The sequence below is a fragment of the Streptomyces sp. NPDC002795 genome (assembly GCF_042888725.1).
Taxonomy (GTDB): domain Bacteria; phylum Actinomycetota; class Actinomycetes; order Streptomycetales; family Streptomycetaceae; genus Streptomyces.
In genome coordinates this window covers 181,546-206,909 of sequence record NZ_JBIAQB010000004.1, presented here as the reverse complement: position 1 = coordinate 206,909, position 25,364 = coordinate 181,546, and the positions used below count along the sequence as shown (strand labels likewise).

Below are 25,364 nucleotides of genomic sequence, written 5' to 3'. Positions count from 1 at the left end.
CTAGTTGACCTCGATCTTGTCGACGGAGTCGTCTTCCCTGACCTTGTCGGAGATCTTCTGAAGCGCCGAGGTGAGGCCCTTGCGGTCGAGGTCACCGGAGAGGAACGAGTTCCAGGGGACCAGCTGGTCGGTGTTCATGCCGTAGGCCTCGACGAACCTGCGCATGTCGTAGATGTTGTCGCCCGCGGCCTCCAGCATCTTCGTCTGGGAGACCAGCGCCGATGATCCGTAGCCGTCGCTGGGCACGGTGTCCTTGACGACCGTCGGGGCCAGCTTCGTCTTGGAGAAGTTGGCGGCCGCCTTCTCGGACAGCATCGCCCGCAGCACCTCTTTGCCGCCGGCCGGGTTCTTGCCCTGCTTGGGGACGATGAACGGCTCGCCCGCGGCCGCGTGCAGCGACTCGTAGGGAAGCTTCGGGCTGTCGGTGAGCGTCATCTCCGGGAAGCCGGTGATCTGGAAGTCCTTCTTGGTGGCGTCCTTCATCTCGTTCTCGATCCAGCCACCGGACGGGTAGAGCAGCGCCTTCTGGTCGTTGCTCCAGATCGCCTGCGCCTTCTGGAACTGGGTGCCGGAGCCTCCGGGGACGAACATCTTCTCCTTGACCATGGTCTCCATGACCTTGAGGACGCCCTGGATGGCCGGGTGCGACCAGGAGTCCTTCTCCAGCTTCTCCAGGGCGACGCGGACCTCGTCGCCGCCCTCCTTGATCGCCGAGGCGAACAGCATCGTCTGGTAGTACGTCGCCGCTTCCTTGCCGTGGACGAAGAGGTACTTGCCCTTCTTCTTCGCCTTCTGGCCGAGGTCGAGGGCCTCGTCCCACGTCTTGGGCGGGGTCCAGCTGTTCTCCTCGAACAGCGTCTTCGAGTACCAGACGCCGTACACCGTCATCACGTAGCGGAGCGCGACGAACTTGCCGTTGTACGTACCGGGCTTCTTGACGCCGGGGTACAGGGTGTCCGCGATCTTCTTGCCCTCGTAGTTATTGGCCTCGACGACGTCGTCGAGCTCCTCCAGCTGGTCGAGGATGCCGAGGAACCCGATCTGGTCCTCGCCGGAGTTGTCGATGAGGTCCGGCGGGTTGCCGCCGACGAACCGGGGCTGGAGCTCGGGGGCGATGTCGACGACCGGCTTGACCTGGACCTTGGTGCCGGCGATCTGGGCGCCGATGACCTTGTTGACGAACTCGACGTAGTCGGTGCCGTAGCCGCCGTCGAAGATGGCCGCCTCGACCTTCGAGTTCTTGTCGACGCCGAACGGGTTCTTGTTGCTCGTCTTGTTCTTCGTCCCGCCGCTGTCACCTTCGTCGTTGGAGGGGGAGCCACACGCAACGGCGAACGAACCCATGGCCGCAGTCGCGATCGCCCCGCGCAGGAGCGTTCGCCTGTCAAGAGAGCCGGCACGAATGGTCATCTCTGCATCCTCACTGATCGATTGGATCTTTAACGGTTTGCTGCACTTCTTTGTGAGCGCGTCCTGGTGCCGGTGCCGCTCAGCGGCACCGATGGTGATCAGCTGAGCGATGTCGGAAAAGGCCTGTACCGAGGGTGGAACCCATGCTCAAGTCCTCGCCTTCTCCAGGACTCAGGCGGTGGACCGGTTCCTCCCCGGCACCGCGGTGATGTGCTGCGTAACGCAGGTGGAGCTGGGTGGTACCCGCCCGGTAGGACGCACGGCCGGGGCGGTGGCGACAGGTATAGTCCACTCCCCGCGAGGGGGGCAAGATCGAATGCAGGTTTGGGCATCGGTCTTTTCCGAGTTGAGACCTCCCGGAAATACGTCGCACGAGCGACGAACCGATCTTTCCAACTTCCTTGCATACAAAGGGTGTAACGGAATCCGCCGCGCCGCTTGTGGAATGCAGCTTTTCGGCTATCGCTCCTCGCGCGGCGGAAGACGTCGCGTGATCCGGTCGAACAGGTCCGTCAGCGGCTCGCTGACATCCCGGCCGAACCCGGTCAGCCCGTACGTGACTTGCGGCGGCGTCGTCGGCTCGACCTTCCGCCAGACCAGGCCGTCCTTGACCAGCGCGCGCAGGGTCTGGGCGAGCATCTTCTCGCTGACGCCCTGGATGCTGTCGCGCAGCTCGAAGAACCGAAGGTCGCTGCTCCGCAAGGAGATCAGGACCCAGATGCCCCAACGGCTGGTCACGTGGTCGACCATGTCGCGCGCCGGGCAGTCGGTGTGAAACACCTCATACCGAGCGTTCGTCCCACCCTGCGTCAACTGCGCACCTTCCCCCATGTCCGGAGCTTACCTCCGGGTATGTTCTTACGGAGAACAAGTCCGGCCTCTAGCGTCAATTGCCCGAGCGAACAACGGACTTGGAGCTGCAAATGATCGTGGTAACCGGAGCCACCGGAAATGTGGGCCGGCCTTTGACACAGGCCCTGGCCGAGGCGGGCGAGCAGGTGACGGCCGTGTCGCGGCACGCGCCGCAGACGTCGATGCCGACGCCGGACGGGGTTCGGCACGTGGCGGCCGACCTGGCCGAACCGGCGGGCCTCGCACCCGTGCTGGACGGAGCGAAGGCCCTGTTCCTCTTGTTGTCCGGCGACCTGCACGCACCCGGGGCCCGGCCGGCCGACATCATCGACCTGGCCGTGGCCGGCGGGGTTCGCCGGGTCGTCCTCCTGTCCTCGCAGGGCGTGTCGACCAGGCCGCTCGGCGCGACGCGGATCGCGATGCGCGCGCTGGAGGACTCCCTGCGGGAGTCGGGCGTGGACTGGGCGGTCCTGCGACCGGGCGGTTTCGCCTCCAACGCGCTGGCCTGGGCGGAGTCCGTCCGTACGGGAGGGACGGTCGCCGCCCCCTTCGGGGATGTCGGAGTTCCGGTCGTCGACCCGGCGGACATCGCCGAGGTCGCGGCCGCCTGCCTGATGGACGACCGGCACTCCGGCGGGGTCTACGAACTGACCGGTCCCGAGGTGATCACGCCGCGCGGGCAGGCGGCGGTCATCGCGGCCGCGCTCGGCTCACCGGTGCGGTTCCAGGAGCTCACCCGCGACGAGGCCAGGGCCGCGATGACCCGGTTCGTACCGGCGGAGCTCGCCGACGACACGCTGGACATCATCGGCGCCCCGAACCCCGCCGAGCTGCGGATCAGCCCGGACGTGGAACGGGTCACCGGCCACGCCCCGCGCCCCTTCGGCGACTGGGTCGCCCGCAACCTCGCCGCCTTCGGCTGAGGCACGGGCGCCGGGGCCGGGGCCGGGGCCGGGCTGTCTACACCGGTGCGCGGTACTCCATGAGCAGCAACGCGGAATCGTCCTCCACACCCGAGTCCGTGTGCGCGTGCACATCGCCGCGCAACCGCACCAGGCAGTCGTCGAGGGACTCGCCGCGCAACAGCGAGACGCGCTGGACGAGCGGATAGAAGGCGTCCTCCGCGTTCCGCGCCTCGGCGAGCCCGTCGGTGTAGAGCAGCACGCGGTCGCCGTCCGTCAGCTCGACGCGGCTCGGCCGGGGCGGGTCCTGCTCCAGCCATTCCAGGCCGAACGGCAGGGCGGGGCTCGGCGGGTGCGCGAGCTCATGGCTGCCGTCGGCCCGTACGACGAGCGGCGGCGGGTGCCCGAAGGAGAGCAGCGCGAGCCGTCCCGACGGGGCGAGTTCGGCGAGGACCGCGGTGACGAACTGCTCGTCGACGCCCCTGCGGCTCAGCGCCCCGGACATCTTGGCGGCGACCTCGTCGAGGTCGGCGGCTTCGTGTGCGCTCATCCGGAAGGCGCTGAGCATGACGGTGGCCGTGCGCACGGCGCCGAGTCCCTTGCCCTGTACGTCGCCGATGACGACGCGCACACCGCCGTCGCGCGCCGGGACCGCCTCGTAGAAGTCGCCGCCGATCCGGGCGTCCTCGGTGGCCGAGAGATACGAGGCGGAGATGCGCGCGGGCGCGGTCTCCTGCGGAACCGGGGCGAGGATGACGCTCTGCACGAACTCGGAGATCCGGCGCTGCCTGGCGGCCCGCTGTTCGTGCTGCACGCGCATGTGTGCCGCGACGGCGGAGGCCACGGTCACCAGGGCCACGCTGACGAGCGCCACCACACCGCGCCGGGTGAAGAGCAGGTCGTCGTAGACCGCCACCGCGGCGCACAGCACCAGGGAGACGAGTCCGCAGGTGACGACCTTGCGGGCCGCCGCACAGCAGGCCGTGAGCGCGGGCCCGACCGCGAACAGGGGCAGCAGGCCGACCTCCTCCCCCAGGACCACGTCGAGGACCGTGACCACGGCCGCGGCCACGAGGCCGGGGCAGAGCGCGGCGGGCCACGCGGGGAGCGCGGGAGCGCGCATGACGCCTCCTGGGGACGTAGCAAAAGGGTTGAAATGGGAGTTTTTGCCAAGATTTGCCACTGTACATCGGCGATTCGACCAACCGACCGGGCGCTCACAGCCCGTCGAGAGGGGCACACACGGCGTGTCGGACCCTCCCTTCCCGCCCGAACCGCCCAAAGGATTCAACACCCTTGACACCACTGGGGACTTGAGCCCCTACTGGACCTTGCTCAGCAACTGACAACGTTGTCCAGTAGCCGGAGGGTGAGCCCCCCTATGCGAGGCAGATCCAGACTGCTCAGATCCAGACACAGACTCGGGACCGTGGCCGCGCTCGGCGCGGCCGCACTCGTGCTCTCGGCCGCAGGTCAGGGCCTCGGCCCCGACTCCGCCGCCCACGCCGCCGAAGGGAAGCCGGAGTTCCGCTCCTCCTTCGAGGCCGGTCAGCCCGCCCCCGACTGGCTGAACACCGTCGACACCGACGCCGACGGAAAGAAGCGGGCGAGCGGCGTGGACGGCGCGTACAGCAGTGGCATGCCGGGCAATGTGAACGGCCATGTCACCGATATCCGGGCCAGTGACGAGAACGCGGGGGGCGGTGAGACCAAGGAGAACCTCGTCGACGGTGAGCCGACGACCAAGTGGCTGGCGTTCACGCCGACCGCCTGGGTCGAGTACGACCTCGACGAGCCGGTCAAGATCTCCACGTACGCGCTCACCTCCGCCAACGACCACGACGAGCGGGACCCGAAGGACTGGACCCTGAAGGGTTCGACGGACGGCAAGCAGTGGACGACGCTCGACTCCCGCTCCGGCGAGACGTTCGACAAGCGCCAGGAGCTGAAGTCGTACGACATCCAGAGTCCGGCGGAGTACTCCCACTTCCGTATCGAATTCACGAAGAACAACGGCGCGGCCGACGCGACGCAGCTCGCCGACTTCCAGCTGTCGACCGGCGAGGACTCCACCCCGGCCCCCGAGGACATGCTCTCGCTCGTGGACCGCGGCCCCACCGCCTCGCCGACCGCCAAGGCGGGCGTCGGCTTCACCGGCACGCGCGCGCTGCGCTACGCGGGCACGCACAAGGGTGAAGGACGCGCCTACTCGTACAACAAGGTCTTCGACGTCGATGTGGCGGTGGCCAAGGACACCGAGCTCGCGTACAAGATCTTCCCGTCGATGGCGGACGGCGACCGCGACTACGACGCCACGAACGTCTCCGTCGACCTCGCCTTCACCGACGGCACGCACCTGAGCGACCTCAAGGCCGTCGACTCCTACGGCGGGGCGCTGACCCCGCAGGGCCAGGGCGCGGCCAAGCGGCTGTACGTGAACCAGTGGAACGCGGTGAAGTCCGGGATCGGGTCCGTGGCTGCCGGAAAGACGGTCGACCGGGTCCTCGTCGCGTACGACTCCCCCCAGGGGAAGACGAAGTTCCGCGGGTGGCTCGACGACATCAGCATCGCGAAGGCGCGGCCGGCCAAGCCGAAGGCGCACCTGAGCGACTACGCGTCGACGACCCGCGGCACGAACTCCACCGGCAACTTCTCGCGCGGCAACACCTTCCCGGCGACGGCCGTCCCGCACGGCTTCAACTTCTGGACTCCGGTCACCAACGCGGGCTCGCTGAGCTGGCTGTACGACTACGCGCGCGACAACAACGCGGACAACCTGCCCACGATGGAGGCGTTCGCGGCGAGCCATGAGCCGAGCCCGTGGATGGGCGACCGGCAGACGTTCCAGGTGATGCCGTCGGCCGCGTCCAAGGTCGACACCTCACGCTCCGGGCGCGCGCTGCCGTTCAAGCACGACAACGAGACGGCGACGCCCTCGTACTACGGCGTGAAGTTCCAGAACGGCGTGAAGGCGGAGATGGCGCTGACCGATCACGCGGCGGCGCTCCGCTTCAGCTACCCCGACGACGACGCGAGCGTGGTCTTCGACAACGTCTCCGACCAGGGCGGTCTCACGCTCGACAAGGAGAACGGGGTCGTCACGGGCTACTCGGACGTGAAGTCCGGCCTGTCGGCGGGCGCGACGCGGATGTTCGTCTACGGGGTCTTCGACAAGCCGGTGAAGGACGCCGATTCGGCGGGCGTGAAGGGGCACTTCACGTTCGACGCGGGCAAGGACCGTACGGTCACGCTGCGCCTCGCCACGTCCCTCATCGGCATGGACCAGGCGAAGGACAACCTGGCGCAGGAGCTGCCGCGGAAGCGGTCCTTCACGGACGTACGGAACGCGGCGCGCGCCCAGTGGGACACGCTGATGAAGAAGGTGGAGGTCGAGGGCGCGACGGACGATCAGCGCACGGCGCTCTACTCGTCGCTGTACCGGCTGTACCTGTACCCCAACTCCGGTTTCGAGAAGGTGCGTTCGCAGGGCGGCAAGGGCAAGGCGACGTACAAGTACGCGTCTCCCTTCTCGCCGATGCCGGGTCCTGACACCCCCACCCACACCGGCGCGAAGATCGTCGAGGGCAAGCCGTACGTCAACAACGGCTTCTGGGACACGTATCGCACGACGTGGCCCGCCTACTCGCTGCTGACGCCGAAGAAGGCGGGTGAGCTGGTCGACGGGTTCGTGCAGCAGTACCGGGACGGCGGCTGGACCTCCCGCTGGTCATCGCCGGGCTACGCGGACCTGATGACCGGCACCTCGTCCGACGTGGCGTTCGCCGACGCGTATGTGAAGGGCGTCGACGACTTCGACGTCGAGTCGGCGTACAAGGCGGCAGTGAAGAACGCGACCGTCGTCGCGCCGTCGGCGGGCGTGGGCCGCAAGGGCATGGAGACGTCACCCTTCCTCGGCTACACGCCGTCGGAGACGCACGAGGGCATGTCGTGGGCGCTTGAGGGCTATCTCAACGACTACGGCATCGCGGAAATGGGCCGCAAGCTCTACAAGAAGACCGGCGAGAAGCATTACAAGGAGGAGTCGGAGTACTTCCTCAACCGCGCCCGTGACTACGTCAACATGTTCGACGACAAGGCAGCCGGCGGGAGTTCGAGCCCCGGCTTCTTCCAGGGCAAGGGCAAGAACGGCGACTGGCGTGTGAAGTCCGAGGACTTCGACCCGGCGATCTGGGGCTACGACTACACGGAGACCAACGCCTGGGGTTATGCCTTCACCGCCGTCCAGGACAGCCGCGGTCTCGCCAATCTGTACGGCGGCCGGGGCGGTCTCGCCAAGAAGCTCGACACGTACTTCGACACCCCGGAGACGGGCTCCAAGGACGTCGCCGGCTCGTACGGCGGCGTGATCCACGAGATGACCGAGGCGCGCGACGTGCGCATGGGCATGTACGGCCACTCGAACCAGGTCGCGCACCACGTCACGTACATGTACGACGCGGCGGGTCAGCCGTACAAGACGCAGGAGAAGGTCCGCGAGGTGCTGTCGCGGCTCTACACCGGCAGCGAGATCGGGCAGGGCTACCACGGCGACGAGGACAACGGCGAGCAGTCGGCCTGGTACCTGTTCTCCTCGCTGGGCTTCTACCCGCTGGTCATGGGCAGCGGTGAATACGCCATCGGTTCCCCGCAGTTCACGAAGATGACGCTGCACCTGGAGAACGGCAAGGACCTCGTCGTCAAGGCGCCGAAGAACAGCGCGAAGAACATCTACGTGCAGGGCATGAAGGTCAACGGCAAGGCGTGGAACAAGACGTCGCTGCCGCATTCGGCGATCGCCAAGGGCGGCGTCATCGAGTTCGCGATGGGTGACAAGCCGTCGAAGTGGGGCACGGGTGCGGACGCGGCGCCGACGTCGATCACGAATGACGACAAGGTGCCCTCGCCGCGCTCGGACGCGATCACGGGTCCGGGTCCGCTCTTCGACAACTCCTCGGATACATCGGCGAGTTCATCGGGCGCGGTGGAGCTGCCGGTCGGTGCGGACGGAGCGAAGGCGGTCCAGTACACGCTGACGTCGCAGGACAAGGCGAAGGCCCCGACGGGCTGGCGTCTTGAGGCCTCGGACGACGCGGAGGACTGGAAGGCCGTCGACACGCGCTCCGGCGAGTCCTTCGCCTGGGACAAGCAGACCCGCGTGTTCTCCGTACCGTCCCCGGCGGCGCACAAGCACTACCGGCTGGTGTTCACCGGCGGGGCGGCGACGGTGGCGGAGGTGGAGCTGCTGTCCTGACCCGTTCCCGGGTGGCGTGCCGTGCGCGGCGCGTCACCCGGGGCAGTCGCCCTTGTCGTAGGTCCGGTACAGGGAGAGTTTCCGGTCGTGCCGTGGCTCGGGGAACTCCACGACCGGGACCGGCTTGCACGTCGACCATCTGCGGTTCGTGTCCTGGCCCGCGAAGCCGTACGTTCCGGTCGCCCCCTGGAGCATGCCCGCGCTGTTGACGGTGGGCTGCGACAGCGTCGTGTACAGCTCCTGCCTCGTGGGCAGTTGCTCGGTGTTCTTGCCCTTGTTCATGTCGGCGAAGGTGCGCTTCATGGCCTCGGTGAGCAGCCGGAGGCCGTCGTAGTACGAAGCCGCGTAGCCGTCGTCCAGGGGCTTGTCGCCGAGCGTGTGCGCGGACTCGATCTCGTCGAAGTGGTCGAGGAAGTCGTCGATGCCGGCGGGGCGGTCCGCGGAGCCCGCCTTCTCCCAGCGCGGGTCGAAGGAGGACACGTCGACGATCGTGGCCTTCGCCTTCTTCAGATCGCGCTCGACCTTCTCCTCGGTGAGGGTCGGTTCGAGGCCGATGCCGGTCTTCAGGATGCGCAGCCGGCTGCCCTGGTTGCAGCTGCCCGCGTCGGAGAGGGCGTCGATGAAGCCCGGGAGGTCCTGGTCGCGGCCCGCGTAGAAGACCGTGTCGGTGCTCTCGTTGCAGATCTTGTTGACCGCGTCGACGAAGATGCCCGGCTCGCCCTCGTCGCTGCCGGAGGAACCGGTGAAGAGGGACGAGTGGGTGGTGAGTCCGTAGTCCTCGCCGAAGCGGTTCTTGAGGGTGTCCGTCAGATCCTTCGAGTACACGTCGCCGGTGTGCCGGTCGAGCAGCAGCAGCCCCTTCTTCCTGCCCTGCGGGTAGGTGTCGAGGTAGTGCTGAAGGGCCTTCGCGAACTCCTTGTCGTCCGGCGAGGTCTTGAAGAAGTACGGGAAGTTCATCGACGAGGCGTTGATCACCGGGCCCACCGTGGGGATCTTGCGTGTGCTCAGTTCGTCGAGGGCCTGCCGGGTGCTCGTCTGGCTGCTGGGGATGCCCGTGACGCCGACGAGCGGATGGTCGGTGTCGTCGGCCAGCTGGTCCAGCTTCTTCACCACCGGGTCCCACTGATCGAGCTGCCTGCCGACCGGCGCGAGCATCAGCTGGACCTGCGGGCCGCCCGCCCCGGCGTTCGCCTCCTTGAGCGCGGCGAGGGAGCCCGCGAGCGCCCGGCGGATCATGTCGCCGGTCATCGCGCTCGTGTCGCCCGAGGTGAAGGACATCATCAGGGCGACCCGGACGTAGGGGGTGCCGCTCTCCGAGGCGACCTGGTCGTTCTCTTCGGCGATGGAGTCGAGGAGCGAGGTGATGGCGTCGTCCGCCTCGAAGGCCTGAGCGGTCACACCGATGCACTCGCCGTCGATCTCGCTGAGCCCGTTGTCGCACGTGCGCAGCAGTTTCGAGCCGCCGTAGATCCCGCCGGCCACGAGCGCGAGTACGACGACCGCGGCGACGCACCAGTCCAGCGGCCCCCACTCCCTGATCCTGCTGCCGAACATCAGCCTCCCTCCACGGAGTTGGTGCTTGCGGGTACGGGCAGTTCCTGCCTTTTGCGGGCGGCCGTCGGCCAGTCGCGGGCCGCCTGGCCGAGGGCCGCGTACCAGGTGGGGTGGCGGCGCGCGAGGAAGCCCAGCTCCTCCCCCACGGCCTTGCACATCCGGTCGGCGTCCGGGTCGAGGGCGGCGTCGGCGTACGGCTCGGAGAGGTACCACAGGGCGTGCAGCAGGCGGTTGATGCTGCGTCCCGAGGGGTCGAGGCGGGCGTAGCGGGCCGCGTGCTCGCCGTCGGCGATCTCGACGCGCTGGTCGCTCCAGGTGTCGTCGGCGGGCGGCACGGGCGCGCTCGCGCAGCGCTGGAGGCACAGCAGCCAGTGCTCGACGCTCTGTTCGGCCTCCTCCGCGTCGAACTCGTCGGCGAGCATCGCGACGACCTGTCCCGGGTTCCCGGCGGCGAGGTTGTGGCGCAGGGCGTCGGCCTCCTCGGTCTCGGCGCGCTGGACGTGGTGGAGGTGGAGGAAGGCGTGCACGGAGCGCCAGCTGTGCGGTTCGTCGCCCGGCGGCAGGGTGCGCCGCGCCTCGTGGACCAGGAGCGTGCGCAGCAGGCCGATGGTGACCAGCGGCCCGTCGGCGTCCGGGAGTTCCTGCCACTTCCGCTCGACGAGGTACTGGGCGGCGGCCGTGGCGGGCAGTTGCTCGGGGCCGACCAGGCCGAGGTCCTGGGCGAGCGCCTCGGCCGCCTTGGAGTCCCTGGCGAGGCAGAGCTTGACGAGGCGGTCGCGCTGTCTGCGGTCGGGCAGCAGGTCGCGCAGCAGCACCTCGGTGACGGCGCGGCCGCCCTCGACGCGCAGGTCGAGGAGGTCGCGCGGGACGACGGTGCGGTTCTGCTTGGCGGTCTCGACGGCGGCGTCGGCGAGGACGGTGCTGGCCGAGGGGTGGCCGCCGGTGAGCGCGTGCAGCGCGGAGGCGAGGTGCGGGTGGAGCAGGCGCGAGGACGCCCGGTCGAGCATGGACAGGATGTCGTCCCTGGTCAACGGGGTGAGCGGGAGGACGAGGAGGCCTTCGGACGGCTCGTGCCCTGTCCGCTTCCAGAGGGTGGCGGCGTGTCCGGGTCGTCTGACGCCGCCGGGCGGCAGCAGGTCGACGAGCTCGCGGCGTACGGCGTGCGGGGCGTCCTCCCGCGGCAGGTCGCCGAGCCGGGTGGCGATGACGACGATCCGGTCGTCGTACCTGCGCGCCCCCAGGGCCCGCTGTTCCAGGAGGAGTTCGAGGAATCGGGAGCCGGCGGGGGTGTGCGCCTCGTCGAGCAGGATCAGCGGCCAGGGTTCGCGGTTGAGCCGGCGCACCAGGCCGTGCGCGTGGGCCGTCTCCTCAAGGAAGGCGGCGGTCAGGGCCTGTTCCGCGGCGTGGAGGTAGTCGCCGCCGCGGTGGAAGCGGCGGGACAGCAGCCACAGCGGGTCCTCTTCGGCGATGGTGCCGTCGGGCGTGGTGTGCCGCTTGCGGAACCAGGTGCGGGCGGGGTCGAGGGGCATCCTGGTGGCGAGCTGGCGCAGCACGGCGGCGGTGACGGGCTGGGTCCCGTCCGGGTCGTCGGGGTCGCTGTTGCGGGCGGCGGCCGCGCTGAGCGACGTCTCGACCTGGGTGGCCCAGTCGCGGGCGACCTCGCGCTCGGTGCCGCGGGCCAGGCCGCTCACCATGAGCATCCGGGCGTGCCTGCGGCAGACCTCGTCGCGCTCGTCCGTCTGCCCCACGTGCCAGCCGGACACGGCGAACAGGGCGGGCATCAGCGTCCGGAAGATGCCGTACGTGGGCGTGAGCGCGCACACGAGGCGCTCCAGGACCTCGGCGGGCGACGCGGCGGGCTGGGGCGGAACGCTGCCCTCGGGGACCTCCTCGGCGATGCCGGAGGCGACGGGAGAGCCCGGTACGACGGCGCGCACGTGGGCGAGCGGGAGACGGCCCCGGTAGCCGCGGGCGAGGGTGTCGAGGAGGGCGCTGCGTCCGGTGCCGTGCTCGCCGGTGAGCAGCACGACGGGTACGTCGGACGCGAACTCCCGCTTCGCGCGGGCGCGTTCGTGGAACGCCAGCCCGGTGAGCGAGGGGACGAGCGATCGCACCAGGGGTTCACGCCCGTAAAGGAAGGGCGCTTTGGGCCTGGCCATCTTCGGCTGTCCTGCTTCCCTAGGGATCGTCAACTATTGCGTGAACCCCAGAACTTACCCGTGGTGCCGATCTCTTGCCAGATGGACCGCAAGGCTGCCGACCCCGTCACGGTTGCGGATAAATCTCCAGCTCCGCGCCGTCGGGCAGCTCCTCGACGCCCTGGATGACACCGCCCGGGTAGGCGATCCGGACCCGGCGCAGCGACGCGATTCCCTTGAGCGGGGAGAGGTCGATGTCGCCGCCCTGCGTCACATGAAGCTCCTCAAGTCCTTGGAGGCGGCGGGACATGCGCCGCAGTTGCAGCGGCGTGCCCTGTTGGGCGTAGACGAACAGCTTGGTCAGGTGCGGGATCTGGCTGGACGGGTTGAAGAGGAGGGTGCTGAGCTGTTCGGCAGAGAGGCAGAGGGTGCGCAGCTCGGGCAGCTGGCCGAGGAGTCCGCCCCAGCCGTCGGGGAGCAGTCGGCTGCTCGCGTCCTGGAGGTGCAGCTCCTGGAGCGCGACGAAGCGGGTGATGTCGGCGAGTTCGGAGGTTCCCGGCGGCAGCGACAGCGTCTTGAGCCGGCCGGGCCTGGGCAGTTCGGACACGCCGCGCCAGGGGACGCCCGCGCCGATGTGCAGCGCTTCGAGCCGCGCGCACTGGTCGAGCTGCTCCAGCGGTTCGAACTGCGGCACGTTCTCCAGGACGAGGCTGCGCAGTTGGGGGAGGCCGGTGAGCGGCCGCGGGTCCTTGACGTTGCGGCAGCCCTGGAGGGTGAGGCTCTCCAGGTGCTGGAAGTCGTGGAGGAGGGAGAGGTCGTCGATGCGCAGCGCGCCGCGCAGCCGCAGCTCGCGCAGGTGCTCAGGGGACAGGGCGGCGCGTACGGCGCCGGGGTCGAAGTCGCCGTGGATGCCGACGCGCTCGCAGCCGGGCAGCCGGGACAGGGCGTCGAGTTCGGCCTGTGAGCGGACGGTGACGGGCTCGCCGGGCGCCGCTTCGAGGAGCGGGGCGATGATCTCGCGGGCGTACGTCTCGGTGTCGAAGCGGTCCCAGTGGCCGAGGAGCTGGGCGCGCACGGTGGACTGCGAGGTGGTGAGGAACTCGCGCAGCCGCGGGATGGCCGCGTCGCCGCCGATCTGGCAGATGGCGTGCGCGGTCGCCAGCTCGGCGTCCCCGTCGAGCTCGTCGGCCCTGGGCAGCAGGCCGAGCAGCAGCGGTCCGGTACGCGCGAGTACGCGGGCCTGGCGCAGGCTGCGCGGCGGGAGCATGCTCGCGGCCTCGGCCTCGATGGTCTGGCGCACGGCGGGTTCGAGCCGCGTCGCCTGTTCGAGGGAGGCGAGGGCCAGGAGGCGGATCCTGGCCTGGACGGTCACGTCCTTCTCGCGCTTTCCGCGGTCGCTGAGGCGCATCAGAAGGTCGGCCCGCCCATTGTGATCGGCTTGCGCGACGGCCATCTGCACCACGTCCTCCCACTGGTCCATGTGAGCGTGTTTCACCAGCATGCCGAAGTCACGGTCCTCAAGAACAGCCTTGGCACCCAGGTAGTCCTGAAACGTGCGATGAATGAAGTCCACGGCGCCGGGCGCGGGCTCGCGGAGCAGCCCCGAGCGTTCCAGCAGGTATTCCAGCGCGTGTTCGGGCCCGCCCAGCCGCTCCAGGCTCGGCACCTGCGGCTGGAGCCTGCTCAGCTCATGGATGGCGTCGTCGCGTTCCATCTGGGTGTCGTCGTTGCGGATCAGCCGGTACGCGAGCCGTTTGAGCGGCTCGGTCGCGGACTCCTCGTCGAGCCGGGGCCGGTCGTCGCCCCGCCCGTACAGGTCCCGCTCCACGTCGCGCCGCTCAAGGAGCATGGACAGGGCGGCCCGGTAGAGGGAGGCCCGCCCGTTCGGCAGAAATCCGCGGCGTTCGCGGTGCAGGGCGCAGATCAGGCTGCACATCAGGGGGTTGGTGGCGAGGCGGCTCAGCTCGGGGTTGGAGCGCAGGGATTCGACGAGTTCCTCGGCGAGCCCTTCGCGCGCGCCTGCCGCGATGTGCCAGCGCGCGATGAAGAGTCGCAGGTCGACGAGGCTGAGCGGGTTGAGGCTCAGTTCGTGGAAGCCCTCGCCGCGCAGCCAGCCCGGTTCGAGGGCGGAGGGCCGGGTGGTGCACAGCCAGAGGTTGCCGGGGAACTGCTGCACGAGGTCGCGCAGCCATTGGCGGGCGCGGCGCCGGTCGGCCTTGGGGATCTCGTCGAGGCCGTCGACGAGCAGCACCGCGCGGCCGTTGCGCAGGACGCGGACGACCCAGCCGTCGGGTTCGCTGCCGCTGAGACCGCAGCGCATCCACTCCAGGAACTCCTCGGGCAGCGGGAGTTCGGCCCCTTGGCGGGCGAGGGTGCGCAGCGGCAGCACGAACGGGACCCGCCCTATCAGCTGCGGCAGCGCGACGGGCACGGACTCCTGGCGTGCGGTGGTCAGGGCGAGCCACTGCACGAGCGTCGTCTTCCCGGTGCCGGCGAGCCCGTGCAGCAGGACCTTGCCGCGCCCGGCGAGCGCGGTCTCGACGCTTTCCTCGGGCACGGTCTCGTAGTCGCCGTCCTCGTCCTCCGCGGCCGCGATCGGTACGGCGGTGGGGCTCAAGTACGCCTCGTCCAGGGGCCATTCGGGCCCGGCGGGGTCGCGGAGGTCGACGCCGTGGATGGTGAGCCGGCCGTGCCGCCCGATGACGTAGTCGGCGTACGCCTCCTCGAAGCGGAGGTCGGCGGCCTGGTGGTCCTCACCGGAGACGGTCCGCAGCACGCGTTCCAACAGCTCCTTCTGTTCGCGGAGTTGGCGGAAGTTCGACAGCTGGGCGCGGGCCTCGAAGCCGGGCCGCTCGGTGAAGAACCGCACGAGGTGCATGCAGGCGGTGACGAGCAGCGCGTCGTGGAAGCGGGCCGCGTCCGCGGTGAGCAGCCCCTTGATGTCCCGCTCCGCCGCGCTGGACAGCGTGGCGGCCAGCTCCTCGGGCCCGAGCACCACCAGATCGACATCGTTCATGTCCAGCTGACCGAGCGCGAAGAGCGTACGGGTCAGCGCCTGCCCCACCGCGTCGTGCTCGTCGTCGGGCAGCCTGGCCTCGTGCCGCGGCGCGGCCCGCACCGCGCGTCGCACCAGCTCCCTCGACAGCCGATGCATGTCGTCACGACTGAGCGCGGGATGATCGCCGACGAACGACAGCAACGCCCGTACGCGGATGGGCTTCTCACCGGGGAACTCGGCGCCCGCCACCTTCTCCGGAGGCAGCACGAACCGCTTCAGCAACGGCACCACCACCGAGGACGCGAGCTTCAGCCCCATTGCGCCCAGTTCCACCGCTCACCCCCGTCGCCCACGTGTCTCCCATTTTACGTGTACGAGGCTGGGGCACCAGATCCCCGAACTCACACCACACCACCTTGCCGGGGTCCCGCTCCCCCACGCCCCATTCGTCCGCGAGCGCGGCGACGAGGAGCAACCCGCGGCCACCTTCGTCCGGCCGGACGTGGCGCGGCAGGTCGCTGCCGCTGTCGTGGACCTCCACGCGGAGGCCGTTCTCGTGGGGCAGGAGACACAGGAGGTAGCCGCGACCGGGCGGGACGCCGTGGAGGAGGGCGTTGGTGGCGAGTTCGCTGACGCAGAGCGTGATGTCGTGTGCTCTGTCCTCCGGTACGGCCCAGTCGGCGAGCGCGGCGCGGGTGAACTCGCGGGCGGCGGGGACGGATTGGCGTTCGCGGCGGTAGAAACGCTCGCGGGGTTCCAGGTTCACGAGTGGAATGTCGCGGAGAGTGATTGACTGGCGACAGTTATTCGACCCCGACAGATTTTTTGTCGGGGTTCGAGTGGGGTCAAGAAGGAACGGGGGCGGGGAGATGCCCGTCATGAGCCCTGCGCAACATCCGCCGAAGAATCCCTCGGCGATGAGGCTGGTCGCCGACCTCGTCGCCCTCTTCCGGAAAGCCGCCGGTTACACACAGGCGGCGCTCGCGGATCGGCTGATAGTGGCCGAGTCGACGATCGCGGCGATCGAGCAGGCGCGGCGCCCGCTGGTGCCGAAGCTGGCGGCTTCGATGGACCAACTCCTGGAGACGAAGGGGGCGTTGGTCACGGCGGTGGCGGCGATGCCGGAGGTGGACCAGTTTCCGTTGTGGGCGGAGTCGTACATGGCGCACGAGCGCGAGGCCATCGCGCTGTCCTGGTACGACGTCCTGACCGTGCCCGGCATCCTCCAGACCGAGGACTGCGCCCGCACGGTGCTGCGCAACCGCGTCCCGGCGTACGACGAGGACGAGATCGAGACGAAGACGGCCGCGCGCGTGCAGCGGCAGGAGGTGCTGCACCGGAAGTGCCCGCCGACGCTGAGCTTCGTCGTCTGGGAGGCAGCGCTGAAGCTGGCGTACCTCGACCCGCTGGCACGGGCCGAGCAGCTCCGGCACTTGCGGGCGTGTGCGGAACTTCCGGGGCTGGCGCTCCAGTTCCTGCCGCTGGACGCGCCTACTCACGCGGGCCTCGATGGCTCCTTTACCCTCCTGGAGACCCCCGCACATCAGCACCTCGCGTACACCGAATCCCAGCGCGGCAGCCAGTGGGTTTCCGACTCAGACCAGGTGTCTTCCCTGGCACGCAAATATGCGATGCTGCGATCACAGGCCCTCACGCCCGAGCAGTCCATGGGCCTGCTGGAGCGCCTGCTAGGAGAGCTATGACCACCGCACTGAACTGGTTCAAGTCGAGCTACAGCGGCAGTGAAGGCGGCCAGTGCCTCGAAGTCGCCTACGACTGGCGGAAGTCGAGCTACAGCGGCAGCGAAGGTGGCGCGTGCGTCGAGGTCGCGACGCACCCCTCCGCCATCCACATCCGCGACTCCAAGAACGCCGACCGCGGCCCGCACTTCACCGTCACGCCCGAGGCGTGGACCGCGTTCCTCGGCGGAGGCCGGGGCTGAAGCCGTTCGGGCTCGACTCGGTCCGGCGGGTCCCGGAGCTGGAGGGCCCCCGGTCGCGGCTGTGGCGCGCCGAGCGCCACGGCACCCCGGTCATGGTCAAGCAACTGGTCGACGCTCCGGAGGCCGCCGACCGGTACGCCCGCGAGGTGGCGGCACTGCGGCTCGCCGCCACCGTGAACCCACCCGTGGTGCCCCGCCTCCTCGACACCGACCCCGACGAACGCGTACTGGTCCTGGAGTACGTGGAACATCGGCACCCAGGACCGGACTGGCGAGTCGCCTACGCGGCAGCGCTCGCGCGGCTGCACGCGGCGGGGCACATCGCCACCGGCACCCCCGCCCTCCCGGCCTGGTCGGGGCCGACCGGGGACGACATCGACGCGTTCCTCCGGCTCGCCGCCACGCTCGGCGTACGCGAACCACCCGGCGTACGACGGGAGTTGGAGGCCCTGGTGACCCGCCTCGCGCGGACCACCAACACGGCGCTGCTGCACGGCGACCCCTGCCCCGGCAACGATCTGCACACCGCGGACGGCGTACGGTTCATCGACTTCGAGCAGGCCTCCATCGGCGACGGCCTCGTCGAACTCGCCTACCTCCGGACCGGCTTCCCGACCTGCTGGTGCTCCACGTCCCCGGCCCCGGAACAACTGGCCGAGGCGGAGGCCGCGTACCGGGCGGCGTGGCGCGAGGCCACGGGGACCGAGGTGCGGGGCGACGTCACGGACGCCTGCGCCGGGTGGCTGCTGCGCGGCGACGCGCTGGTGCCTCGGGCGGAGCGCGGCACCGTCGACCACCTGGCCCGCGTCCCGGACGCCGACTGGGAGTGGGGCACCGCCACGGCCCGCCAACGCCTCACGCACCGACTGGGCGTCGTCGCCGACCAGAGCGGCGGGCCACCGGCACTCACACAACTCGCCGCGGACCTGCGCACGGCCATGCTCACCCACTGGCCGAAACTCACCCCGATGCCCGCGGAACGACCACCCGGGTCCTGAAGCCGGAACGGCGAAGGGCCGCGACCCCACCGGGGGTCGCGGCCCAACCGCCTTACCGGATCGCTTACGCGCTGATCAGGCTGCGCAGCACGTACTGAAGGATGCCGCCGTTGCGGTAGTAGTCCGCCTCACCGGGGGTGTCGATGCGGACGACCGCGTCGAACTCGACGCCGGTGTCGGTGACGACCTTCACCGTGGCCGGGGTCGTGCCGTTGTTCAGCTCGGTCACGCCGGAGATCGAGAAGGACTCCTCGCCGGTCAGGCCGAGCGAGTCGGCCGTCTGGCCCGCCGGGAACTGCAGCGGCAGGACGCCCATGCCGATGAGGTTCGAGCGGTGGATGCGCTCGTACGACTCGGTGATGACGGCCTTGACGCCGAGGAGCGCGGTGCCCTTGGCGGCCCAGTCACGGGACGAACCGGAGCCGTACTCCTTGCCGCCCAGGATGACCAGCGGGGTGCCCTGCGCCTGGTAGTTCTGCGAGGCGTCGTAGATGAACGAGACCGGCGCGTCGGCCTGCGTGAAGTCGCGGGTGTAGCCGCCCTCGGTGCCCGGCGCGATCTGGTTGCGCAGGCGGATGTTGGCGAACGTGCCACGGATCATGATCTCGTGGTTGCCGCGACGCGAGCCGTACGAGTTGAAGTCGCGGCGCTCGACGCCGTGCTCCGACAGGTACTTGCCGGCGGGGGTGTCGGCCTTGATCGCACCGGCCGGGGAGATGTGGTCGGTGGTGACCGAGTCGCCGAGCTTGGCCAGGACGCGGGCGTTCGCGATGTCCTGGACCGGGGCCGGCTCCATCTCCATGCCCTCGAAGTACGGGGGCTTGCGGACGTAGGTCGACTCGCTGTCCCACTCGAAGGTGTTGCCGGTGGGGACCGAGAGGGCCTGCCACTGGGCGTCACCCGCGAAGACGTCCTCGTAGGACTTGGAGAACATGTCCTCGCCGATGGAGTTGGCGACGACGTCGTTGACCTCGGCCTCCGACGGCCAGATGTCCTTGAGGAAGACCGGCTTGCCCTCCTGGTCGACGCCGAGGGCGTCGGTGGTGATGTTCACCTTCATCGAACCGGCGAGGGCGTACGCGACGACCAGCGGCGGGGACGCCAGGTAGTTCATCTTGACGTCGGGGTTGATGCGGCCCTCGAAGTTCCGGTTGCCGGAGAGGACGGACGTCACGGCCAGGTCGTGGTCGTTGACGGCCTTCGAGACCTCGTCGGGCAGCGGGCCCGAGTTGCCGATGCAGGTCGTGCAGCCGTAGCCGACGAGGTTGAAGCCGACCTTGTCGAGGTACGGGGTGAGACCCGACTTGTCGAAGTAGTCGGTGACGACCTTCGAGCCCGGGGCGAGCGTGGTCTTGACCCACGGCTTGCGGGTCAGGCCCTTCTCGACGGCCTTCTTCGCGACGAGGGCGGCGGCCACCATCACGTACGGGTTCGAGGTGTTGGTGCAGGAGGTGATCGCGGCGACGGTGACGGCGCCGTGGTCCAGCTCGTACGTCGAGCCGTCGGGGGCGGTCACGGTGACCGGGTTCGACGGGATGCCGTTCGAGGCGGCCGGGGAGTCGGACGCCGGGAAGGACTCCTTGCCGGCCTCCTCGTCGTCGTCGACGTAGTTGCGCACGTCGACGGCGAACTGCTGCGCGGCGTTCGCGAGGACGATGCGGTCCTGCGGGCGCTTCGGTCCTGCGATGGAGGGGACGACCGTGGAGAGGTCGAGCTCCAGCTTCTCGGAGAAGTCGGGCTCGGCGGCCGGGTCCAGCCAGAGGCCCTGCTCCTTGGCGTACGCCTCGACGAGCGCGACCTGCTGCTTGTCGCGGCCGGTCAGACGCAGGTAGTTCAGCGTCTCGTCGTCGATCGGGAAGATCGCGGCGGTGGAGCCGAACTCCGGCGACATGTTGCCGATGGTGGCGCGGTTCGCGAGGGAGGTGGCGGCGACGCCCTCACCGTAGAACTCGACGAACTTGCCGACGACGCCGTGCTTGCGCAGCATCTCGGTGATCGTGAGCACGAGGTCGGTGGCGGTCGTGCCGGCGGGGAGCTCGCCGGTGAGCTTGAAGCCGACGACGCGCGGGATGAGCATCGAGACCGGCTGGCCGAGCATCGCGGCCTCGGCCTCGATGCCGCCGACGCCCCAGCCCAGGACGCCCAGGCCGTTGACCATCGTGGTGTGCGAGTCCGTGCCGACCAGGGTGTCGGGGTAGGCCTGACCGTTGCGGGTCATGACCGTGCGGGCCAGCTTCTCGATGTTGACCTGGTGGACGATGCCGGTGCCGGGCGGGACGACCTTGAAGTCGTCGAACGCGGTCTGGCCCCAGCGCAGGAACTGGTAGCGCTCCTTGTTGCGGCCGTACTCCAGGTCCACGTTCTGCTTGAACGAGTCCGCGGTGCCGAACTTGTCGGCGATGACGGAGTGGTCGATGACCATCTCGGCCGGGGACAGCGGGTTGATCTTCGCCGGGTCACCGCCGAGGGCCTTCACGGCCTCACGCATCGTGGCGAGGTCCACGACGCAGGGCACGCCGGTGAAGTCCTGCATGATCACGCGGGCCGGCGTGAACTGGATCTCCTGCGCGGGCTGAGCCTGGGAGTCCCAGTTGCCGATCGCACGGATGTGGTCGGCGGTGATGTTCGCGCCGTCCTCGGTGCGGAGCAGGTTCTCCAGAAGGACCTTCAGGCTGTACGGAAGGCGGGCCGAGCCCTCAACCTTGTCCAGCTTGAAGATCTCGTACGACTCGTCGCCCACGCGCAGCGTGCTGCGGGCGTCGAAGCTGTTCGCCGACACGACAGTCTCCTTCATATATGTGCGCGTTCCACCGGCCGCGTCCATGTGCGCCTACCGGCGCGTGGTGCCGCCAGGCCGACTCGACGATCCGCTAAGGTAAGGCTAAGTTAGGTACGCCTTACCGTCCGACCCTCGGTTCCGTGCGGCCGTGGTGCGCCTCGGTAGATATCTCGATGTCGAGATAACTCTAATACATCGCCTGTCGGCGACATCAAGCGGTGTCGCCGAGCTCACTCCTGTGCGCGTACCCGCGCCCGTCCCCCTCATCGTCGTACGGGGTCGCGGGATGCACCAGCGCTGCCGCCGGGTGCCTGATCGCCGCAGCGGCGGGTACGCGAATCGCCATGCCGCTTACATTCCGTAAGAGTTTCCAGATCCTGCCCGGCGTCCGGCTCAACATCAATCGCCGGTCCTGGTCCCTCACGACGGGCGGCCGACACGGGCCGCGCCGCACCCACAGCAGCACCGGCCGCCGCACGACGTCGGTGGATCTGCCCGGCCCCTTCGGCTGGCGCCGCACGCGCACGAACAGGCGCCACTGACTCCGCTTCGGGCCCGCCACGCCGACGGGCCCCCTCGCGCACAACATCTCATATCTGAGATAACCTGCCGCCATGGCAGACGACTACCTCGAACGCATCGGCAAGCTCATCCGCGACGCCCGCCAGCACAGGGGCTGGACGCAGTCGCAGCTTGCGGAGGCGCTCAACACCAGCCAGAGCGCCGTGAACCGCATCGAGCGCGGTAACCAGAACATCAGCCTTGAGATGATCGCTCGAATTGGCGAAGCGCTGGACAGTGAAATCGTCTCCCTCGGGTACGCGGGACCGATGCACCTGCGCGTGGTCGGCGGACGCCGGCTGTCGGGTTCGATCGAAGTGAAGACGAGCAAGAACGCGTGCGTGGCGCTGCTGTGCGCCTCGCTGCTCAACAAGGGCCGCACCGTGCTGCGCCGGGTCGCCCGTATCGAGGAGGTCTACCGCCTTCTGGAGGTACTCGGCTCGATCGGCGTGCGCACCCGCTGGATCAACGACGGCGCGGACCTGGAGATCGTGCCGCCCGCCGCGCTCGACATGAACGCCATCGACGCGGACGCCGCGCGCCGCACCCGGTCGATCATCATGTTCCTCGGCCCGCTGCTGCACCGCATGGACCACTTCAAGCTGCCCTACGCGGGCGGCTGCGACCTCGGCACCCGCACCATCCAGCCGCACATGATCGCGCTGCGCCGCTTCGGCCTCGACATCACGGCGACCGAGGGCCTCTACCACGCGGAGGTGCATCCGACCGCCGCTCCGGACCGCCCCATCGTGCTGACCGAGCGCGGCGACACCGTGACGGAGAACGCTCTGCTGGCCGCCGCCCGCGCCGACGGCACGACGGTCATCCGCAACGCCTCCTCCAACTACATGGTCCAGGACCTGTGCTTCTTCCTGGAGGCGCTGGGCGTCGAGGTCGAGGGCGTCGGCACGACGACGCTCACCGTGCACGGCGTGCCGCACATCGACGTCGACGTGGACTACTCGCCGTCCGAGGACCCGGTCGAGGCGATGAGCCTGCTGACCGCGGCCGTCGTCACGCAGTCCGAACTCACGGTCAAGCGTGTGCCGGTCGAGTTCCTGGAGATCGAGCTGGCGGTCCTGGAGGAGATGGGCCTCGACCACGACCGCTCCGCGGAGTACCCCGCCGACAACGGGCGCACGCGGCTGATCGACCTCACCGTCCGGCCCTCGAAGCTCGAAGCCCCCATCGACAAGATCCACCCCATGCCGTTCCCCGGCCTGAACATCGACAACGTGCCGTTCTTCGCGGCGATCGCGGCCTCCGCCCAGGGCAAGACCCTCATCCACGACTGGGTCTACGACAACCGGGCGATCTACCTGACCGACCTCAACCGGCTCGGCGGGCGACTTCAACTCCTCGACCCGCACCGGGTGTTGGTCGAGGGACCGACCCGCTGGCGCGCCGCCGAGATGATGTGCCCGCCCGCGCTGCGGCCCGCCGTGGTCGTGCTGCTGGCGATGATGGCGGCCGAGGGCACGTCGGTGCTGCGCAACGTGTACGTGATCAACCGCGGCTACGAGGATCTGGCGGAGCGGCTCAACTCCGTCGGCGCGCAGATCGAGACGTTCCGGGACATCTGACGGGAATCTGATCCCTCACCTTCACATCCCGCCTGCCCAGTGGGCGGGCGGGATGTGAAGGTGAGCGCATGAAGCGCTCCTTCACCGCCTCCTTCACCCCCTCCTCCGCCGCTCTCGCCGCCTGCATCGCCTTCGTTCTGCTCACCGGGTGCGGGAGCGGGCACGGCGCGCCGGACTCCAGGCCGTCCGCGTCCGGCGGGGGCGGCGGCGGGGTGCCGCAGGAGCCTTCGGCCAGTCGGGCCCCCGCCGCCGGTAAGGGGTCGAAGGACCCCGACGACCTCAACGGGGACGGGCACCGGGACCTCCTCGTGCCCGTCGCGGCGCATGTGGACCCGGACACGAACGAGCGCGACGAGCGGGTCGGCGTCGTCTTCGGCTCCGCCCGCGGGCTCGACCCGGCCACGCGCGCCGTGTACGGGCGGTCGGACCTCGGGATCCCTCTGTCGAAGCTCGAGAACCAGGGCTCCGAGGACAGCCTCGCCGCGGAGAGCGTGACCACGGCCGACCTCGACGGGGACGGGTTCCCCGACCTCGTCACGACGGTCACCGAGGACACCGGCGACGGCAGCGGAAAGCAGCGCAACACCCTGTACGTGGTGTGGGGCACGCCGACCGGCCCCGACACGCGGGGACGTCAGGCGACCCGCCTCCAACCCCACTCCACCGCCGACCAGTCGGGCCTGTACGACATCACGCGCGGCGACTTCGACGGGGACGGCCACCACGACCTGGCGGGCCTCGGCGACAACGGCACGAAGGCGCACATCCTGTACGGCCCCTTCGGCCGCTCGGGCGCACCGGCCCGTACCGGTTCACTCCGGGGGAACGACGGCGGCCTGTCGGCGGACGCCATCGACCCGACGGGCACACCACGCGTCACCGGACTCCTGGCCCCCTCGGTGAACGACGGGGAGCAGGCACCCAGCACGCTCTACGCCGACCCGCGCACGGGCCAGGGGCGCGAGCTGCGCGCCGGCAACGCGCACGCCTTCGGCGACTTCGACGGGGACGGGCGCCGCGACGTGGCCGTGGGCGACAACGGCAGCCGCAACGACGAACCCGGCTCCGAGACGGAAGCGGCCGACGTGGACGGGTCGTTGACGGTGTACCCCGGCGGGGGCGGGCCCCCGGTGCCGTACAAGCTGCCCGCACCCGGCAAGGGGCGGCAGAGCGACTACGGCCCCGGCGGGTACGTCGCCGCCGATCCGGACGGGGACGGGCGGGACGGCATCCTCGTCGCCACGTACGCCGGAGCGACCCTCATCGACGGGGAGAAGCGGACCCCCGTGCTGCGGCAGGGGCCCGCTGAGATCGACCACAAGAAGCGCTCGGACAACGCGCGCCGGGCACGACCGGCCGGCGCGGCCGACTTCGACGCGGACGGCAGGGACGAACTGATCCTGGCGTGGGCGGCGGACGACCTCTTCACCTTGTACGGGGAGCACCCGACGCATTGGTGGATCACGGCCGGAACGTCCGGCCGGAACGCGACCTCCTTCGCGACCACCGGGTTCGTCTCCTAGGTCGCGGGGTTCCGCCCCGCAACGAACTCCCGGATCGCCTCCGCCAAGGCCCGCGGCTGGTCCAACGGAATCAACGTGCCGCAATCATCCAGCTCCACCAACCGCCCCTGCGGCAGCAGTTCCGCCAGGCGGCGCCCGTGGGCCAGAGGCATCATGCGGTCCTGCTTGCCCCACACCACCAGCGCGGGCCGGTCATAGGCGCGCAACGCGTCCGCCGCCTCCATCATCTCCGTCTTCACCCCGGAGCGGAGGTAGTGCAGCAGCAGCTTCCGCGCCGCCGGGTCCTTGCGCAGCGGCTCGATCCAGTGGTCGATCAGGTCGTGCGGGACCGGGCGCTGCGACATCACCGCGTACCCGGTGCCGGGCATGCGGCGCAGGGGGCGTACGGACAGGGTGCGGACGAGGAGCGAGATGCCGCCGGGGACGCGGGACATGACCTCCAGGAGCTTGCCCGCCGGGCCCGGCGGATAGTTGTCGAAGGCCTCGCAGCCCGCGATGACCATGCGTCCCACCCGGTCGGGGCGTTCCGCGGCGAGCTGCTGGAGGCGCCCCGCGTCGTTCTCCACGAACACCGTGTCGTCGCCCAGCTTGAGCGCGTCGGCGAACTCGCCGATGAGCAGGGCCACGGAGTGCGGGGTGATCCGGGCGCCGGGCCGCACGGGCACGTGGTTGCTCCCGTACGGGAGGGTGGGCACGATGCACCGTACGGACGTGCCGAGTTCGTCGACGACGTGCCGCCACACCGTGCCGTTCTGGGCGAGCCCGTGGAGGAGGACGACGGTCGTGCCGTCGCCTCCCGTGTCCTCGTACGCGATCGGGCCCACGGAGAGGTCCACCGAGAGTTCCGTCTGCTGGGTCATGCGGCCGAGCCTA

The 25,364-nt window shown here is 69.6% G+C and carries 16 protein-coding genes and 1 pseudogene; 8 read left to right on the top strand and 9 right to left on the bottom strand.

What is annotated here, in order from left to right; translation table 11 throughout:
* Together ngcE and ACFYWS_RS14090 are read right to left on the bottom strand one after the other, a co-directional pair.
* A complete protein-coding gene (gene ngcE, locus ACFYWS_RS14095) occupies positions 1 to 1,410 on the bottom strand; it encodes an N-acetylglucosamine/diacetylchitobiose ABC transporter substrate-binding protein (RefSeq protein ID WP_389274610.1) in 1,410 nt (469 codons plus the stop codon).
* A gap of 459 nt (positions 1,411 to 1,869) precedes the next feature.
* Positions 1,870 to 2,241 (bottom strand): winged helix-turn-helix transcriptional regulator, encoded by a 372-nt coding sequence (locus ACFYWS_RS14090; RefSeq protein WP_389274607.1) that lies wholly within the window; start codon positions 2,239 to 2,241, stop codon positions 1,870 to 1,872.
* Between the two features lie 92 nt (positions 2,242 to 2,333).
* On the opposite strand from ACFYWS_RS14090, the gene ACFYWS_RS14085 reads away from it, so the two are divergent.
* Positions 2,334 to 3,185, top strand: a complete 852-nt coding sequence (locus ACFYWS_RS14085; RefSeq protein ID WP_389274604.1) for an SDR family oxidoreductase — start codon at positions 2,334 to 2,336, stop codon at positions 3,183 to 3,185.
* A 37-nt stretch (positions 3,186 to 3,222) separates the two neighbouring features.
* Here the strand turns inward: ACFYWS_RS14085 and ACFYWS_RS14080 are convergent, their stop codons facing one another.
* Positions 3,223 to 4,287 (bottom strand): PP2C family protein-serine/threonine phosphatase, encoded by a 1,065-nt coding sequence (locus tag ACFYWS_RS14080; RefSeq protein ID WP_389274601.1) that lies wholly within the window; start codon positions 4,285 to 4,287, stop codon positions 3,223 to 3,225.
* 258 nt (positions 4,288 to 4,545) lie between these two features.
* On the opposite strand from ACFYWS_RS14080, the gene ACFYWS_RS14075 reads away from it, so the two are divergent.
* A complete protein-coding gene (locus ACFYWS_RS14075) occupies positions 4,546 to 8,415 on the top strand; it encodes a GH92 family glycosyl hydrolase (RefSeq protein WP_389274598.1) in 3,870 nt (1,289 codons plus the stop codon).
* A gap of 33 nt (positions 8,416 to 8,448) precedes the next feature.
* On the opposite strand, the gene ACFYWS_RS14070 is transcribed toward ACFYWS_RS14075, so the two are convergent.
* From ACFYWS_RS14070 to ACFYWS_RS14055, 4 genes and pseudogenes are all read right to left on the bottom strand, one after another.
* A complete protein-coding gene (locus tag ACFYWS_RS14070) occupies positions 8,449 to 9,969 on the bottom strand; it encodes an ABC transporter substrate-binding protein (RefSeq protein WP_389274595.1) in 1,521 nt (506 codons plus the stop codon).
* Positions 9,969 to 12,128 (bottom strand): ATP-binding protein, encoded by a 2,160-nt coding sequence (locus ACFYWS_RS14065; protein WP_389274592.1) that lies wholly within the window; start codon positions 12,126 to 12,128, stop codon positions 9,969 to 9,971. The genes ACFYWS_RS14070 and ACFYWS_RS14065 overlap by 1 nt, the downstream gene beginning before the upstream one ends.
* A gap of 106 nt (positions 12,129 to 12,234) precedes the next feature.
* Positions 12,235 to 15,438: an NACHT domain-containing protein gene (locus ACFYWS_RS14060; RefSeq protein ID WP_389274589.1), complete on the bottom strand. Its 3,204-nt coding sequence runs from the start codon at positions 15,436 to 15,438 to the stop codon at positions 12,235 to 12,237.
* 61 nt (positions 15,439 to 15,499) lie between these two features.
* A pseudogene (locus ACFYWS_RS14055) lies at positions 15,500 to 15,871 on the bottom strand (ATP-binding protein); the annotation flags it as partial.
* 112 nt (positions 15,872 to 15,983) lie between these two features.
* Here ACFYWS_RS14055 and ACFYWS_RS14050 point away from each other — a divergent pair.
* The 3 genes from ACFYWS_RS14050 to ACFYWS_RS14040 are packed head-to-tail and all read left to right on the top strand — an operon-like array spanning position 15,984 to position 18,045.
* Positions 15,984 to 16,808, top strand: a complete 825-nt coding sequence (locus ACFYWS_RS14050) for a Scr1 family TA system antitoxin-like transcriptional regulator (protein WP_389274586.1) — start codon at positions 15,984 to 15,986, stop codon at positions 16,806 to 16,808.
* On the top strand, positions 16,805 to 17,047 hold the full coding sequence (locus ACFYWS_RS14045) for a DUF397 domain-containing protein (RefSeq protein ID WP_389274583.1): 243 nt from the start codon (positions 16,805 to 16,807) through the stop codon (positions 17,045 to 17,047). The genes ACFYWS_RS14050 and ACFYWS_RS14045 overlap by 4 nt, the downstream gene beginning before the upstream one ends.
* Positions 17,014 to 18,045: a phosphotransferase gene (locus ACFYWS_RS14040; RefSeq protein ID WP_389274580.1), complete on the top strand. Its 1,032-nt coding sequence runs from the start codon at positions 17,014 to 17,016 to the stop codon at positions 18,043 to 18,045. Before ACFYWS_RS14045 ends, ACFYWS_RS14040 begins: the two co-directional genes overlap by 34 nt.
* Positions 18,046 to 18,109: 64 nt before the next feature.
* Here ACFYWS_RS14040 and acnA read toward each other — a convergent pair whose 3' ends face one another.
* The gene (gene acnA, locus ACFYWS_RS14035; RefSeq protein WP_389274577.1) at positions 18,110 to 20,839 is read right to left on the bottom strand and encodes an aconitate hydratase AcnA; all 2,730 of its coding nucleotides are present in this window, start codon (positions 20,837 to 20,839) and stop codon (positions 18,110 to 18,112) included.
* Between the two features lie 329 nt (positions 20,840 to 21,168).
* Between acnA and ACFYWS_RS14030 the strand changes: the two genes are divergently transcribed.
* The 3 genes from ACFYWS_RS14030 to ACFYWS_RS14020 all read left to right on the top strand — a co-directional run bounded on the left by ACFYWS_RS14030 (position 21,169) and on the right by ACFYWS_RS14020 (position 24,491).
* Positions 21,169 to 21,366 (top strand): DUF4236 domain-containing protein, encoded by a 198-nt coding sequence (locus ACFYWS_RS14030; RefSeq protein ID WP_389274574.1) that lies wholly within the window; start codon positions 21,169 to 21,171, stop codon positions 21,364 to 21,366.
* A gap of 72 nt (positions 21,367 to 21,438) precedes the next feature.
* Entirely contained in the window at positions 21,439 to 22,968 is a 1,530-nt protein-coding gene (locus tag ACFYWS_RS14025) for a UDP-N-acetylglucosamine 1-carboxyvinyltransferase (protein ID WP_389274571.1), read from the top strand.
* Positions 22,969 to 23,036: 68 nt separating this feature from the next.
* Positions 23,037 to 24,491 carry an FG-GAP repeat domain-containing protein gene (locus tag ACFYWS_RS14020; protein WP_389274568.1) on the top strand — a complete coding sequence of 485 codons (1,455 nt, stop codon included), beginning with the start codon at positions 23,037 to 23,039 and terminating at the stop codon, positions 24,489 to 24,491.
* Here ACFYWS_RS14020 and ACFYWS_RS14015 read toward each other — a convergent pair.
* On the bottom strand, positions 24,488 to 25,351 hold the full coding sequence (locus tag ACFYWS_RS14015) for an alpha/beta fold hydrolase (RefSeq protein ID WP_389274565.1): 864 nt from the start codon (positions 25,349 to 25,351) through the stop codon (positions 24,488 to 24,490). The two genes, ACFYWS_RS14020 and ACFYWS_RS14015, sit on opposite strands and share 4 nt — an antisense overlap.
* Positions 25,352 to 25,364 lie beyond the last annotated feature (13 nt).

What these genes read in the sequence shown, in the direction of transcription:
- ACFYWS_RS14075 (WP_389274598.1), top strand. Translation starts at nt 4,546, where the DNA reads ATGCGAGGCAGATCCAGACTGCTCAGATCCAGACACAGACTCGGGACC.
- ACFYWS_RS14070 (WP_389274595.1), bottom strand. Translation starts at nt 9,969, where the DNA reads ATGTTCGGCAGCAGGATCAGGGAGTGGGGGCCGCTGGACTGGTGCGTC.
- ACFYWS_RS14085 (WP_389274604.1), top strand. Translation starts at nt 2,334, where the DNA reads ATGATCGTGGTAACCGGAGCCACCGGAAATGTGGGCCGGCCTTTGACA.
- ngcE (WP_389274610.1), bottom strand. Translation starts at nt 1,410, where the DNA reads ATGACCATTCGTGCCGGCTCTCTTGACAGGCGAACGCTCCTGCGCGGG.
- ACFYWS_RS14045 (WP_389274583.1), top strand. Translation starts at nt 16,805, where the DNA reads ATGACCACCGCACTGAACTGGTTCAAGTCGAGCTACAGCGGCAGTGAA.
- acnA (WP_389274577.1), bottom strand. Translation starts at nt 20,839, where the DNA reads ATGAAGGAGACTGTCGTGTCGGCGAACAGCTTCGACGCCCGCAGCACG.
- ACFYWS_RS14090 (WP_389274607.1), bottom strand. Translation starts at nt 2,241, where the DNA reads ATGGGGGAAGGTGCGCAGTTGACGCAGGGTGGGACGAACGCTCGGTAT.
- ACFYWS_RS14020 (WP_389274568.1), top strand. Translation starts at nt 23,037, where the DNA reads ATGAAGCGCTCCTTCACCGCCTCCTTCACCCCCTCCTCCGCCGCTCTC.
- ACFYWS_RS14015 (WP_389274565.1), bottom strand. Translation starts at nt 25,351, where the DNA reads ATGACCCAGCAGACGGAACTCTCGGTGGACCTCTCCGTGGGCCCGATC.
- ACFYWS_RS14030 (WP_389274574.1), top strand. Translation starts at nt 21,169, where the DNA reads ATGCCGCTTACATTCCGTAAGAGTTTCCAGATCCTGCCCGGCGTCCGG.
- ACFYWS_RS14025 (WP_389274571.1), top strand. Translation starts at nt 21,439, where the DNA reads ATGGCAGACGACTACCTCGAACGCATCGGCAAGCTCATCCGCGACGCC.
- ACFYWS_RS14080 (WP_389274601.1), bottom strand. Translation starts at nt 4,287, where the DNA reads ATGCGCGCTCCCGCGCTCCCCGCGTGGCCCGCCGCGCTCTGCCCCGGC.
- ACFYWS_RS14065 (WP_389274592.1), bottom strand. Translation starts at nt 12,128, where the DNA reads ATGGCCAGGCCCAAAGCGCCCTTCCTTTACGGGCGTGAACCCCTGGTG.
- ACFYWS_RS14050 (WP_389274586.1), top strand. Translation starts at nt 15,984, where the DNA reads ATGAGCCCTGCGCAACATCCGCCGAAGAATCCCTCGGCGATGAGGCTG.